Origin of the sequence: Synechococcus sp. MU1617, assembly GCF_020514235.1 — a bacterium.
Taxonomy (GTDB): Bacteria; Cyanobacteriota; Cyanobacteriia; order PCC-6307; family Cyanobiaceae; genus Parasynechococcus.
Genome location: NZ_VTLB01000004.1, coordinates 205,101 through 218,145, shown reverse-complemented (window position 1 = coordinate 218,145; position 13,045 = coordinate 205,101). Strand labels below are relative to the sequence as shown.

16 protein-coding genes and 1 tRNA gene are annotated in these 13,045 nt (G+C 61.1%); 10 read left to right on the top strand and 7 right to left on the bottom strand.

Features of this window, described 5'->3' with window-relative positions:
- Nucleotides 1-4: 4 nt before the first annotated feature.
- A complete protein-coding gene (locus FZZ90_RS10145) occupies nt 5-877 on the top strand; it encodes an ABC transporter permease (RefSeq protein WP_226425661.1) in 873 nt (290 codons plus the stop codon).
- Between the two features lie 19 nt (nt 878-896).
- A complete protein-coding gene (locus FZZ90_RS10140; protein ID WP_226425660.1) occupies nt 897-1,106 on the top strand; it encodes a hypothetical protein in 210 nt (69 codons plus the stop codon).
- Nucleotides 1,107-1,114: 8 nt separating this feature from the next.
- Here the strand turns inward: FZZ90_RS10140 and FZZ90_RS10135 are convergent, their stop codons facing one another.
- Nucleotides 1,115-1,288: a hypothetical protein gene (locus tag FZZ90_RS10135; RefSeq protein WP_226425659.1), complete on the bottom strand. Its 174-nt coding sequence runs from the start codon at nt 1,286-1,288 to the stop codon at nt 1,115-1,117.
- Nucleotides 1,289-1,351: 63 nt separating this feature from the next.
- Nucleotides 1,352-2,041, bottom strand: a complete 690-nt coding sequence (gene trmH, locus FZZ90_RS10130) for a tRNA (guanosine(18)-2'-O)-methyltransferase TrmH (RefSeq protein WP_226425657.1) — start codon at nt 2,039-2,041, stop codon at nt 1,352-1,354.
- 96 nt (nt 2,042-2,137) lie between these two features.
- On the opposite strand from trmH, the gene FZZ90_RS10125 reads away from it, so the two are divergent.
- Together FZZ90_RS10125 and FZZ90_RS10120 are read left to right on the top strand one after the other, a co-directional pair.
- Nucleotides 2,138-2,506, top strand: coding sequence for a methylated-DNA--[protein]-cysteine S-methyltransferase (locus FZZ90_RS10125; RefSeq protein ID WP_226425702.1), 369 nt, complete (start codon nt 2,138-2,140; stop codon nt 2,504-2,506).
- 3 nt (nt 2,507-2,509) lie between these two features.
- On the top strand, nt 2,510-3,847 hold the full coding sequence (locus FZZ90_RS10120; RefSeq protein ID WP_226425656.1) for a 16S rRNA (cytosine(967)-C(5))-methyltransferase: 1,338 nt from the start codon (nt 2,510-2,512) through the stop codon (nt 3,845-3,847).
- Between the two features lie 9 nt (nt 3,848-3,856).
- Here FZZ90_RS10120 and FZZ90_RS10115 read toward each other — a convergent pair whose 3' ends face one another.
- Genes FZZ90_RS10115 through FZZ90_RS10105 form a run of 3 tightly spaced genes read right to left on the bottom strand, consistent with a single transcriptional unit; the run spans nt 3,857 to nt 7,085 of the window.
- Nucleotides 3,857-5,908, bottom strand: coding sequence for a PBP1A family penicillin-binding protein (locus tag FZZ90_RS10115; RefSeq protein ID WP_226425655.1), 2,052 nt, complete (start codon nt 5,906-5,908; stop codon nt 3,857-3,859).
- Entirely contained in the window at nt 5,905-6,858 is a 954-nt protein-coding gene (chlG, locus tag FZZ90_RS10110; RefSeq protein WP_226425654.1) for a chlorophyll synthase ChlG, read from the bottom strand. Before chlG ends, FZZ90_RS10115 begins: the two co-directional genes overlap by 4 nt.
- A gap of 11 nt (nt 6,859-6,869) precedes the next feature.
- The gene (locus FZZ90_RS10105; RefSeq protein WP_114988478.1) at nt 6,870-7,085 is read right to left on the bottom strand and encodes a DUF2862 domain-containing protein; all 216 of its coding nucleotides are present in this window, start codon (nt 7,083-7,085) and stop codon (nt 6,870-6,872) included.
- A 56-nt stretch (nt 7,086-7,141) separates the two neighbouring features.
- Between FZZ90_RS10105 and hisF the strand changes: the two genes are divergently transcribed.
- From hisF to FZZ90_RS10075, 6 genes are all read left to right on the top strand, one after another.
- Nucleotides 7,142-7,912, top strand: coding sequence for an imidazole glycerol phosphate synthase subunit HisF (gene hisF, locus FZZ90_RS10100; protein ID WP_226425653.1), 771 nt, complete (start codon nt 7,142-7,144; stop codon nt 7,910-7,912).
- Complete coding sequence (ubiE, locus tag FZZ90_RS10095; protein ID WP_226425652.1) at nt 7,909-8,610, top strand: bifunctional demethylmenaquinone methyltransferase/2-methoxy-6-polyprenyl-1,4-benzoquinol methylase UbiE; 702 nt, start codon at nt 7,909-7,911, stop codon at nt 8,608-8,610. Before hisF ends, ubiE begins: the two co-directional genes overlap by 4 nt.
- A 78-nt stretch (nt 8,611-8,688) precedes the next feature.
- Entirely contained in the window at nt 8,689-9,039 is a 351-nt protein-coding gene (locus tag FZZ90_RS10090) for a hypothetical protein (RefSeq protein WP_114988475.1), read from the top strand.
- 42 nt (nt 9,040-9,081) lie between these two features.
- Nucleotides 9,082-9,972, top strand: coding sequence for a glycine--tRNA ligase subunit alpha (gene glyQ, locus FZZ90_RS10085; protein ID WP_115008732.1), 891 nt, complete (start codon nt 9,082-9,084; stop codon nt 9,970-9,972).
- A gap of 6 nt (nt 9,973-9,978) precedes the next feature.
- Entirely contained in the window at nt 9,979-11,874 is a 1,896-nt protein-coding gene (locus FZZ90_RS10080; RefSeq protein WP_226425701.1) for a ComEC/Rec2 family competence protein, read from the top strand.
- 25 nt (nt 11,875-11,899) lie between these two features.
- A tRNA-Ser gene (locus tag FZZ90_RS10075) sits at nt 11,900-11,986 on the top strand.
- Nucleotides 11,987-12,048: 62 nt separating this feature from the next.
- On the opposite strand, the gene FZZ90_RS10070 is transcribed toward FZZ90_RS10075, so the two are convergent.
- Both FZZ90_RS10070 and FZZ90_RS10065 read right to left on the bottom strand, forming a co-directional pair.
- A complete protein-coding gene (locus FZZ90_RS10070; RefSeq protein ID WP_226425651.1) occupies nt 12,049-12,639 on the bottom strand; it encodes a CpaF/VirB11 family protein in 591 nt (196 codons plus the stop codon).
- A 124-nt stretch (nt 12,640-12,763) separates the two neighbouring features.
- Nucleotides 12,764-13,033, bottom strand: coding sequence for a hypothetical protein (locus FZZ90_RS10065; protein WP_045172942.1), 270 nt, complete (start codon nt 13,031-13,033; stop codon nt 12,764-12,766).
- Nucleotides 13,034-13,045: the final 12 nt, after the last annotated feature.

Sequence of the window (13,045 nt, the reverse complement as noted above, 5' to 3'; positions counted from 1 at the left end):
GACAATGCATCTGCCTGAGGCCAACCTGCCCGTGACCCGCAGCCTCTCCACCCGCATGGCCCGCTGGGGCCTGGTGATCGTGGGGATCTACCTGCTGGTGGCTTTGATCACGCCGTTTTTGGTGAGTGCTGGCATCCTTCCGGACGCCAATGCTGGCCTAGAAAACCCGATCTACTCCGGTCCCAGCTGGACCCATTGGTGCGGCACCGATCGGCTCGGCCGGGATGTGTGTGTGCGCACCATGGCTGGCAGTGGAGTGGCGCTTCAGGTGGTACTGCTGGCGGTTGGTTTGGCCCTGCTGGTGGGTGTGCCCCTGGGCATGGTGAGTGGTTATTTCGGCGGCGTTGTCGATCGCCTGATGGTGCTGCTGATGGACACGCTCTACACCCTGCCGGTGCTGTTGCTCTCGGTGGTGTTGGCTTTTCTGCTGGGCAAGGGCATCCCCAATGCCGCCGCAGCCCTTTGCGTGGTGTATGTGCCGCAGTATTTCCGCGTCGTGCGCAACCAAACCGCTCAGGTGAAGAGTGAGCTGTTTGTGGAGGCCGCCCAGAGCCTAGGGGCAGGGCCGCTCTGGATCCTACGGCGCTACCTGTTCCGCAACGTGATCACCTCGGTGCCGGTGCTGCTCACCCTCAATGCCGCCGATGCGGTGTTGGTGCTGGGGGGACTGGGATTTCTTGGCCTGGGCTTGCCGGAGACCGTGCCCGAATGGGGTGGTGATCTCAACTTGGCGCTGGCCGCAGTGCCCACTGGGGTGTGGTGGACGGCGCTCTTCCCTGGCCTGGCGATGTTTGTTTTGGTGCTGGGGCTGTCCTTCCTTGGGGAAGGGATCGAGGCCTGGGTGAGCGGCACAGAAGCCCGGCCCGCGTCAGACTGAAGCCATCGGCACGTGATTGATGGCCTGGTGGATCAGCTTGATGTTGCTGAGCATGGCCGCGTTTCTCTGGAAAAAGAGCCTCGACAGCACCGATGACGTGATCGCTTTGCTCGAGCGGATCCTTTCCACCACCTTGGTGCTGGTGGTGGTGCTGGTTAGCCGCAATCTGCTGCTGGAGACGGCGGTAATGATCGCCGCGGTTCAGTTGCCTGGGGCGTCGCGGCGATAGCGCTGATCTCAGGCTGGTTTTGCTGCCTTCACCTCACGGATCGAAATCCGGCAGGAGCTGGGGAAGATGGCGTGGGCCGCTTCCACTGCATGGGTGAGATCGTCGGACTGGAGCATTTCTTCGCCCCACTCGTTGCCGCAGTGATAAGTGACCGCGTACTGGTGCAACTGTTTGTTGTCCATTGCTGACAATCCGCTGCTTTGGTTATGGCCCAGGGTTCGCAGAGATACAAGTCTTCCGTCGGATCAGCAGCGCAGCTTCACAGTTCGCGGCAACTCCTCCATCAGCTCTCCCTCCTCGCTTAAGGCGGGGTATGGCCGTTGCTGATCCCGACACCAGCGGGCCACCTCGGGGTAGGACCACTCAAACAGCAACTGCTGGTATTGCTCTGGCTTCAGGCCTTCTCCCTGAGTTGGGGCCAGTCCGGCGACCTGGCGTTGGCGCAGCGCCTCAAACAGCAGGGTTGCCGTGGCGACCGACACGTTCAGGGACTGCACCATGCCGCGCATGGGGATGAACAGCGCTTCATCCATCAGATCTCGCGCCTGATCGGTCAGCCCCCATTTCTCGGCCCCAAGCACGAAGGCGGTGGGTCCGGTGAAGTCGCACTCCCGGTAGTCCTTGGCATTCACTCCGAGATGGGTTCCGTAGAGGCGGAACCCTTTCGCTTTGAGTTGCCGGATGGCTGTTTCGGTATCGGGATGATCGTGCAGAGGTACCCATTTCTGGCTGCCCTGGGCCGTGCTGTTGAAGGTGCGTGGCCGCCCGTCGAAACTCACCGCGTGGGCTTCCAGCGCTCCGACGGCATCACAGCTGCGCAGGATGGCGGAGAGGTTGTGCGGTTTCTCCACGTGTTCGAGCAACACCGTGAGATCCGCCATGCGGTGGTTCAGCACGGATTTCAGCCGCTCAAACCGTCGCGGCAGCAGGGGCATGGGCGATCAATCGAGTGAGAGCAACAAATTGGGGGTCTTCCATGCTTAGGGGCCTGGAACGACAATCAAGCAGTCAGCGCTTCTGTCGCCATCCAGATCCCGCCAAAGGATCCCTCCGTTGAACCGTACGTCTCCGGCGGCACGTTTGATCAGCGTGTCTGGAGTGAGGTGGAACGCATCCCCCATGGTCGGTTGGCGACCTACGGCCAGATCGCCGATTTGATCGGTGCCTTTGGTTGTGCGCGTCAGGTGGGTTGGGCGCTGCGGCGTCTCAAGCTCCCCTCCACTGTTCCCTGGCACCGCGTGGTGAATGCTCAGGGGCGAATTTCGATGAGCCTGAGCCGTGAGGGCAGTGACTGGATCCAACGCGACCTGCTGCTGGCTGAGGGCATTCCTGTCGATGCGGAAGGTCGCTTGCCGCTGCGTCAGTTTCTCTGGCACCCAGACGCTCATGCTGGGGATTGATACGTGTTGCTCTTGTCTGATTCGGCTCCGATTGGTCTGCTGCCGCGCCGTCTCGCTTGGGATGTGTTGCAGGCGGTTGCGGCTGGGGCCTATGCCGATGTGGCACTGGAGCGGCTGCTGCGGGAGCGGGACCTCAATCCTTCCGATCGGGGGTTGGTGACCGAGTTGGCCTATGGCGCCATCCGCCAACGGCGCACTCTTGATGCCTGGCTGGATCGGTTGGGCAAGGTGCGGGCTGCGAAGCAACCGCCCAAGCTGCGCTGGCTGTTGCATGTGGGTCTCTATCAACTGCTGTTGATGGAGCGGATTCCAGATTCAGCAGCGGTGAACACCGCTGTGGAGTTGGCCAAAGCCAGCAAGGGATTGGCCCGACTGGCCCCTGTGGTGAATGGGGTTCTGCGGGCGGCGCTGCGGGCGCGGGAGGCCGGCGAAACCCTGCAGCTGCCCAACGATCCGGCGGCCCAGCTGGCCCAAGCCCATTCCCTGCCGGATTGGTTCACCCAGTTGTTGATCGAATGGCGCGGGGCGGAGGGGGCCGAGGCGGTAGCGCGCGCCTGCAACCGGGTGCCGGATCTGGATTTGCGGGTGAATCGGTTGCGATCGAGCCCTTCGCAGGTGCAGCAGGATCTGGCCGCGGCTGGCATCAGCAGTGAGCCCATCGTTGGTTGTCCTAACGGCCTGCGCATCTCTGGGCACAGCGGTGATCTGCGCCAATGGCCTGGCTACGCCGAGGGCCATTGGTGTGTGCAGGATTGTTCGGCGCAATGGATTGCGCCTCTGCTCAAGCCCAATCCGGGGGATCGCATCCTGGATGCCTGCGCGGCGCCGGGGGGGAAATCCACCCATTTGGCGGAGTTGGTGGGGGATCAGGCGGAGATCTGGGCTGTGGACCGTTCGGCTGGACGGCTCAAGCGCGTTGCGACGAATGCTGCCCGGCTGGGCCTTGCCTCCATCAATGCCCTGGCAGCGGATGCCGCCAATCTCTTGGATCAGCGTCCCGAATGGCGTGAATCGTTCCAGAGGATCCTGATTGATGCCCCCTGTTCGGGGCTTGGAACTCTGGCCCGTCACCCCGATGCCCGTTGGCGGGTGACACCCGAATCCATCCGTGGTCTTTTGCCCCAACAACAGGCTCTTCTGGACGGACTTCTGCCGTTGTTGGCTCCTGGAGGTTCTTTGGTGTATGCCACCTGCACCATTCATCCCGATGAAAATCAGGCACAGATCCAGGCTCTGTTGAAGCGTCACCCAACGCTGCGTTTGGAGCAGGACAGCCAGCGCTGGCCGGATCAATCAGGCGGGGGGGATGGGTTCTATTCGGCTGTGCTTCAGCGGGTCTAAGGCCCTGGATCAATCCCGTGTCCAGCGACGTCCTTGGCGATCAACGTTGTTGCCTGGTGAGCTGTTTCTCCAGAGATAGGGCGTCTGGCGAGGTGGAGGTGACATGGGCGTGAGATCGGGCAGGTCCGTCTCAACTGTTGGTTGAGCTGGATCAAGCTCGCCGTTGCCTTTCTCCTTCTTCTGCTTTGGTTTGGTCTTCGGTGGCTTGGCAATTGTTTTCGGGTCGACAGCCAAACGCACTTTGCGTTTCAGCTTGGGTTTGTCGGGGAAGTTGCGGACGGGGATCTCGTCCTTGATCTGGAGCATGAATTGCTTCCACGCCCATGCCGCCTCACCGCTGGTGCTTTTGGTGGCTCGGTCGTCGTCGTATCCGAACCAGACGCCTGTTGTGAGCTGAGGAATCGAGCCAATGAACCAGAGATCACGTGTGTTCTCTGACGTTCCCGTTTTGCCGGCCACCTGTCGATCATCGAGTTTGGCGGCGATGCCGGTACCGCCGGTCACCACCCGTTGCAGCATCCAGTTCATGGTGTCTGCCACATCACTATCAACTGCCCGTTTGCCTCGGTTGTCGCTCATGCGCCGGCTCCAAAGCAGCTCATTCTTCGGTCCACGAATTTCTTCGAAGGGGCTGGGTGTGAAGAACACTCCGCGATTGGCCATGCCTGCATAGGCGGCGGTCATATCGAGGATGGTTTGCTCGTATGCACCAATCGCCATGGGGTAGTACTTGCCGAGAGGCCGCTCGGTGCCGATGTTGAAGTTGTTGGCAATTTCAATCACCGCATCAAACCCAACGATGTCTTGCAGTTGAACTGCAACGGTGTTGAGTGAGTTCTTCAGGGCATTGGAGAGGGAGATGTTGCCGTAGTACTTGTTGCCAAAGTTTTTTGGGCAGTAGCCGTTCCAGCAACGCTGCGCATCAAACACTTTGGTTTCGGGTTTCATGCCCCGATCAATGGCCGCGGCGTAGGGAAACAGTTTGAAGGTGGACCCTGGTGAGCGCAGCGCCAGGATCGTGCGGTTGAACTGACTCTTGGAGAAATCCTTTCCGCCCACCATCACCCGCACCAGTCCGTTGCCGGGATCGATCGAAACCATCGCCCCTTCGGTGTCGAAGGGGGCATTGGTTCGAATCACCTGCTGAGCTTTCTTTTGCCAGTCGAGATTGAGGCTGGTGCGCACCTTGACCCCGCCCACCTCCAGTTGTTCTGGCGTCAAGAATTTGGGCAGCTCCTGGGCAATCCAGGTGGTGAAGTAAGGCGCTGAACTGTTGAAGTACTTGGGTGTTGCGGGCTTCAGCCCCAAGGGGCTGTTGCGACCGCGCTCCGCCTCGCTGGCGGAGATGAATCCGGCCTGGGCCATGCGATCCAGAACGATCGAGCGCTGCTCCTTGGCCAGATCTGGGTTCACCAGGGGTGAATAAATCGATGGCGCCGGCGGCAGCCCAGCGATCATGGCTGCTTCAGGAACCGTGAGCTGTTCAGGGGTTTTGGAGAAGTAGATCCAGGCCGCATCGGCAACCCCATAGGCGCCCGATCCCAGGTAGACGTAGTTGAGGTATTGCTCGAGGATCTGCTGTTTGCTCAGCTGGCGCTCAAGCTTCATGGCCAGAGCCGCTTCCTTGAGTTTGCGGGTGATCGTGCGGTCTTGGCTCAAAAAGACGGTACGAGCCAGCTGCTGGGTGATGGTGCTTGCCCCTTCCCGAACCGCGCCTTGGCGGACATTGGTGACGATGGCCCGGGCAATGCCCCAGCCATCCACACCGTCGTGTTGATAGAAACGTCGGTCTTCGGCGGCGATGAAAGCCTCAGCCACCGTTGGCGGCATCGCACCGGGCTTCACCTTCTCTCGCGTCGCCGGCCCAAGCTTCTGGATCACCTTGCCATTGGTGGAAAGCAGGGTGATCGTTCCCGGCCGATTGAAGCTGGAAATCCCTCTGGCATCAGGAAGCGTGGAATCCACCAGTTCCGTCAGAGCGCGCATGCCCAGGGCAGCTCCCACGCCCACTGCAGCGGCTGTGCCCGCAGTCAGTGCCCAGTGCAGGCGGGAACGGTTCACATCACCTGGGTCAAGGGGCTGTGGCCCACGGCCAGAGCGGTCACCAGCATGCCAAGCACCAGGAAGGGTTGCGCACTGGCCTGATATTTGACGTCGAAGGCAACGGGGTCTCTCAATAACCAGATGTCCTGGAAGGTGATCTGGGGAACGATCAACAGAACCAGCAGAACCGCTGCGAAATGCTGGCCGATCCCGATCAAGACGGCAACCATCGCCAGCTGAAATACATCGATCATTCCGGCGCTGATCCAGCTGGCCCGTTCAATGCCGAACACCACCGGCAAAGATTGAAGTCCGAGTTCACGGTCGCCTTCAACGCTTTTGAAGTCGTTGACGACAGCGATGCCAAGACCCGCAAGGCTGTAGGCCAGGGTGAGCAGTGCTGTGCCCCAGGTCAGTTGCCCAAACAGGGCCTGGCCGGCCCACCAGGGCAGGGCGATGTAACTGGCACCGAGGGCGTAGTTCCCAAGCCAACCGTTCTGTTTGAGCTTGAGCGGCGGTGCTGAGTAGATGTAGCTCACAAATGAGCCGCCCAACGCCAGCAGAAAAACCACAGGAGTGGTGTGGCCCGCCCATCGGTCGAGTCCGTAGGACACGCCTAGACCGGCGAGCAGCAGCACCCAGATCTGCAGCTTGACCTGGCCCAGGGGAATCGCTCCCGACGGGATCGGCCGGTAGGGCTCGTTGATCGCGTCGATCTCGCGGTCGTAGTAGTCGTTGATGGTTTGGGTGAAGCCCGCCAGCAAGGGGCCGCTCATCAACATGCAGGCGAAGGCGGCGAGGACGTGGTCAAGTCGCCACTCGTAGTTACCGCTGGCTGCGGCTCCACAGATCACCCCCCAGATCAAGGGGATCCAGGTGACCGGTTTCATCAGCTGCAGCCGCAGCTTCCAGATGTTGGTGGTGCCTGAGGCACCCTTCATCCCAAGCAGCTGACGCGCGTCGCTCACAGAGACAGTCCTCAGGCGGCGGCGATTTCGTCTTCGAAGAACCAGCTGGTGGAGCCATCGCTGAGCTCAACAACCACACCGATTCCTTTGCCGTCGACGGTGCGGAAATCCTTCACCGTGCCGTTGGCATCCTTCTTCAGAAGGTCGACCATGGCCTGAGGAATGCGATCCCGCACGCGGGTCACGCGAACCTTGGAGCCGATCGAGATGGCGTCAGCCTGGGACATGGCCTGCGAGGCTTGGAGAGTGGCGCAACCTTAACAGTCGCTTTTGCGCCGAATCGATGGTTGCTCTGCGTCTTATCCCTTGCCTGGATGTCGCCCGGGGACGGGTGGTGAAAGGTGTCAATTTCGTTGGCCTGCGCGATGCCGGTGATCCAGTGGAGCTGGCTTGCCGTTACAGCTCTGCAGGGGCGGATGAACTCGTTTTCCTTGATATCGCAGCCAGCCATGAGGGGCGCGGCACCCTGATCGATATGGTGCGTCGAACAGCTGAATCGGTCACGATTCCCTTCACCGTGGGCGGTGGCATCAGCACCGTTGAAGGAATCACCGAGTTGTTGCGGGCCGGTGCCGACAAGGTGAGTCTCAACTCCTCGGCGGTGCGGCGGCCTGAGCTGGTGCGGGAGGGGGCCGATCAGTTCGGCTGCCAGTGCATCGTTGTGGCCATTGATGCCCGTCGGCGCGATGCCGGCGGCTGGGACGTTTATGTGAAGGGAGGCTGCGAGAACACGGGCCTCGATGTTGTGGAGTGGGCCCAGCGGGTGGCTGGCCTTGGGGCTGGAGAGATCCTGCTCACCTCGATGGATGGTGATGGCACCCAGGCTGGATACGACCTTGCTCTGACCCGGGCCGTGGCCGATGCGGTCCCCATACCGGTGATCGCCTCCGGTGGCGCGGGCTGCATGGATCACATCGCTGAGGCATTGGACCTGGGCCCAGAGGGAGGTCATGCCTCCGCAGCCTTGCTGGCCTCGTTGCTGCACGACGGTGTTCTCACCGTGGAACAGATCAAGCAAGATCTGCTCTCCCGTGGCCTGACGATTCGTCCATGAAGCCTGGTGATCCCGCGGCGGTGGAACAGCTGTTTGATGCTGTCGCTCCCCGCTATGACCGCCTCAACGATGTGCTCAGTTTCGGGTTGCACCGACAGTGGAAACGTCAGTTGGTGCGCGCCCTTAAGCCGGTTGCAGGCGAGCTGTGGCTGGATCTGTGCTGCGGCACTGGGGACCTGGCCTTGGAGCTGGGGCGCTGTGTTCGCCCCTCTGGTGCGGTGACCGGTCTGGATGCCGCCGCTGCTCCCCTGGAGCGGGCCCGCCAGCGTCAGCGTCAGCAGCCCTGGTTGCCTGTGACCTTCCAGCAGGGGGATGCTCTGGAAACTGGCATGCGCAGTGCCTGCGCTGATGGTGCGGTGATGGCTTACGGATTGCGCAATCTGGCGGACCCCATGCAGGGGCTGAAGGAACTGCGCCGGCTGCTGAAGCCCGGCGGGCGTGCCGGGGTGCTGGATTTCAACCGTCTGCCCCAAAGCGGAGCGGCGGCCGCCTTTCAGCGCTTCTATCTGCGTCGCTTGGTGGTGCCCGCTGCCGCCTCTGTGGGTTTGCGGGAGGAGTACGCCTACCTGGAAAAGAGTTTGGAGCGCTTTCCTGCGGGGCCTGAACAGGAGCGGCTGGCACTGCAGGCGGGTTTTTCTGAAGCGACCCACCGCTCGCTGGTGGCCGGACAGATGGGGACTTTGATCCTCAGGGCATGAATCTTTGCCTATGTCGCTTGCGACACCCCCCGATGCTGTTTTAGGAAAGTTGAAGAGAAGATGAAGGGGGAGTCCGGTTTGGCGTTTCCGCTGCCGAAGCTGCTGCCCCGCATCGAAGAGCTGCTTCAGGAAGTGCAGTGGCTGGATGGTCTGATCCTGATCACCGACTCGGACCGCGCCTGTTTTGTCTCCTTCTCGCAGGTGGATCCCTTGCTGCGTCGCCTGCGCCAGCGCCCTAAGGGGCCGGAGGTGGCTGAAAAGCTCTGCATGTCCTTGCTGGATTGCCACGGCAAGGGAGGTGCAAAGCCCGTCCTGGTCTTTCAAGGGGATGGCAGTTTCTGGCTCGGAATGATTGGTCCCAGCGGCAACAATCCGCATCGCCATCACGCCATCGCGCACCTGCATCGTTGCCTGGCCTTGGAGGGCTGACCGGCCACTGGGCAGAATCGGAACTCAGGTAGCCCCGGCCCAGTGCATTTTCAGGACATCATCAGCACGCTCAACCGGTTCTGGGCGGACCAGGGGTGTCTGTTGCTGCAGCCCTACGACACCGAGAAGGGTGCCGGCACCATGAGCCCCCACACGGTGCTTCGGGCGATTGGGCCTGAGCCTTGGGCCGTGGCCTATCCCGAACCCTGTCGACGCCCCACCGACGGCCGTTATGGGGATAACCCCAACCGGGCCCAGCACTACTTCCAGTACCAGGTGCTGATCAAGCCATCCCCAGACGGCATCCAGGAGACCTATCTGGCGTCACTGGAGGCGCTGGGCATCAAGGCTGCTGACCACGACATTCGTTTTGTTGAAGACAACTGGGAGTCGCCGACCCTCGGCGCCTGGGGTGTTGGCTGGGAAGTGTGGCTCGACGGTATGGAGGTCACCCAGTTCACCTATTTCCAGCAATGCGGCGGCATCGATTGCAAGCCCGTTTCGATTGAGATCACCTACGGCCTCGAGCGGCTGGCGATGTACCTCCAAGACGTGGAAAGTATTTGGGACCTCAGCTGGAACAGCGAGCGCAGTTACGGCGAGATTTGGCTGCCGTTTGAAAAGGGGCAGTGCCACTTCAACTTCGAGGCCTCCAATCCCGAGCGGCTCAAGCAGTTGTTCGCCATCTACGAGGCGGAAGCTGCTGATCTGATCGAGAAGCAACTGCCGGCACCGGCCTTGGATTTCGTTCTGAAGTGCAGCCACACCTTCAACTTGCTGGAGGCCCGTGGCGTGATTTCCGTGACGGAACGCACGGCCACCATTGGCCGGATCCGCAACCTGGCCCGCAAGGTGGCTGAGGCTTGGTTGGCGGAACGGGAGGCCCTTGGTTTCCCGCTGTTGAAGGGGGGAACTCTCGAGACAGCGGCCTAATGGTTTCTGCGTCGACGTCGTTCTGCTGATGCATTTGCCCTCTCTCTGCTGGCGCTCCTTGTGCTTCGAGGGATGCTGTGGGGGGCGCCGACGCCAAGCCGATCCGATCCGTCTCGCCTGACCCAAACGCCGCCTGCCGCCGTGGCGATCAGTGGTCGCTTGCTCGCCGATGTGCGCCGTTTTCCCTCGGGGTGTTCCTGCCTGTTGGAGGTGGATCGGATCGAGGCTCGCCGGGTCGAGGGGCGAACCGAGCTGCAGCTGCCTGACTGCTCTGCGCCGTTGCTGCAGGGCTGGCGTGTCCAGGCCATGGGTGTGCTGAGGCGTCCGCTGCCAGGAGCGCACCCGCTGTTGCCGGGGTCGGCAGAACGTCTGGCCCGCCAAGGCAGTTGGAGTCAGCTGCGGGTCGAGCGCATCGAGGTGCTGCAACGTCCATGGACGCCGTTGGCTGATCTGCGGCGCGATGTTGCCCATCGGCTGCAACAGGCCGTGGGGCCCCGACGGGGTGGATTTCTGGCCGCTCTGGTGCTGGGCAGCTCCCAGGTGCAGCTCCCGGATGACGTCAGAGAGGCGTTCCGCATGGCCGGCTTGTCCCATGCCCTCGCCGCATCAGGGTTCCACCTCTCCGTTTTGCTGGGCAGTGTGCTGATGCTGGCCCGCCGTTGGCCGTCAGGCCTACGGCTTCCCCTGGCGGCCATGGCGCTGCTGCTGTTTGTCTGTCTTGCCGGAGCCCAGCCATCGGTGGTGCGGGCGGTGCTCATGGCTGCGATGGCCTTGCTGATTCGTGAGTCAGGTCATCACAGCCGTCCTGTGGGGGTGCTGGTGCTGACGCTCAGCGGCATGTTGCTATTGCGCCCGGCCTGGGCCCTGTCGATTGGTTTTCAACTCAGTGCAGCGGCCACCGCTGGGTTGATCCTCACGGCTCCTCGCCTCGAGCAGGCTGTTCAAGCTTGTCTGCCGGGTCGCTGCCACGGCCTTGCCGCGGCCTTGTGCATCCCTGTGGCGGCCTTGCTCTGGACGCTGCCGCTGCAGTTGCTCCACTTCGGCGCCATGCCGTTGTATGCCCTGCTTGCCAATCTTCTCGTTGCCCCGCTGCTGGCACCGCTCACGCTGCTGGCCATGCTTTCGGCGTTGTTGGTTCTCGTGGGGCCTACGGGTTTGCTGCCCGTGCTGCTGTGGCCCGTCCATCAGTTGGCGGGCCTGGTGATGATCATGGCCAGTTGGATCAGCCACTGGCCTGGAGCCCAACTGCTCACCGGACGTCCCGAGCCGTGGGTGGTTGCCCTGCTGGTGCTGGGCATGTTGCCTTGGTTGCTGGGAGCAGAGCGCTGCTGCCGGCGCTGGGCGCTGCTCCCCATGGCAACCGCCCTGCTCGTCCATGGCCTGGTGCAGCTTGGCGATGGCCTGGTGGCGGTGGAGCGGTTCGGTCGCCACTGGTTGCTGGCTCGCCATCGTGGGCGTGCTGCGCTGGTGAGCACCCACGGCGATCCGCGCAGTTGCCGGATGGCACAGAGGCTCGCCGCCGTGCATGGCCACGCCCGTCTGGATTGGGTGATGCTCCTAGACCCTGTGGCAACAGACGTTCTTCCCTGTTGGCAAGCGCTGGCTCACCACGTTGAGGCTGCCCAGCAGGGTCTAGCCCCCATCGTCATCGGCCAGGTGTTGCAGAGCACTGGTTTATCGGTGCGGCGCCTGCCGCATCGCTCTGGAGCAATGGTGATGCGGGTGGGACGTCAGCGCTGGCATCTGTTTCCCAGGCCTCAGGCCTTGTGGGCACTGCAGGCGCAACAGCGATCCGACCCCCGGCAGGTGATCACCGGAACATGGCTTGGCTTCAAGCCTTCCGGTTCACAGCGGCGTTGGCTTCTGCAGCATGGGGCTGGCTCGCGGTTCATTGGCCTTTAAAGTGCTTATACGCCTTAGGGCGTGTGGAGAGGTGGCAGAGTCCGGTTGATCGCGCACGACTCGAAATCGTGTAGGGGTAACACCCTCGTGGGTTCGAATCCCACCCTCTCCGTTTTTGAATGAACGAAAACTGACCGATTGAGCGATATTGAATTCACTCTCGCGCAGATTTTCTTAGAAAGGGGGTATTGATCTCAAGAAAGACTGATCAAATGTATTCACCGTGCAGCAGCTGTGTGCGGCATAGTTTTTTATTTCTATCAGCCATTTGTTGTATTCCCTGTGATACAAGAAATTAGAAATTTTTCTGCTTACTTTTGCTGAAAGTGCAATCAGCGCTGCTCTCATCGATGGCTCATCTTCGGTGTGGAGACGATCAAAGATGCGTTTTCGCCATTCTTTCGGTGAGGTGTAGAGGGTGATCACGTCGAGCCGCTTGGTTCGCTTTGAAATCTGCCGCAACATCTTCAAATTGGTGTTGTGATTGATGCTCGTCAGGTCGACATGAAGCAGCAGGCAGTGTTTTAGCTTCCGTGTTTTTCGTTTTTTGAAGTTGGCTGGATCCATCAGTCTCTGCATTCGTTCAACTGTGGAGCGTTTCAGGCGTTGATTTGGATCACAGCCCAGTTGCTTCAGCACGTTCAAAGTGAACGCATCGTGAGGTGGCTGGCTCAGTTTTTTGATCAAATGCGTCTTGCCTGAGCCTGATGCACCTGCAATCACAATCACGTGGCGAGCCCTTCTGCCCTTGTTGCTCCTCCTCATTTCGCCCCTTGTCCCGTCTCCGGCTGCAATCTTGCATGCCAGAGATCTTTCATTCGCATGTGTAGTGTTAAAGCGCTTTGGGTGGCTTCCCGTCAAATTCTTTTAACAACCCCTCTTGATCTCCTCAGGAATGGAATAGAAGCACCAGTCCTTGTTCCACTTGATGGAACTCCCGTTCCTCGCGGCTGAGGTCGAGCCCCACATTGAGCCCTTCTTTGAGTGCGTCCTCAAAGGGTGGTGTTGATGGTGGAGCGCTGTCAATCCAGAGTGCTGCAATACCCACCGCCGTGGCATGCCAACGGAATCGACTCGTTGTGCCGATGTCCGGTTCATTCAACGCCTCTTCCAGGAGGATGTTGATGGTGAGGTTCGTGCTGGACATGTGCACCAGCATCGTGATCTTGTC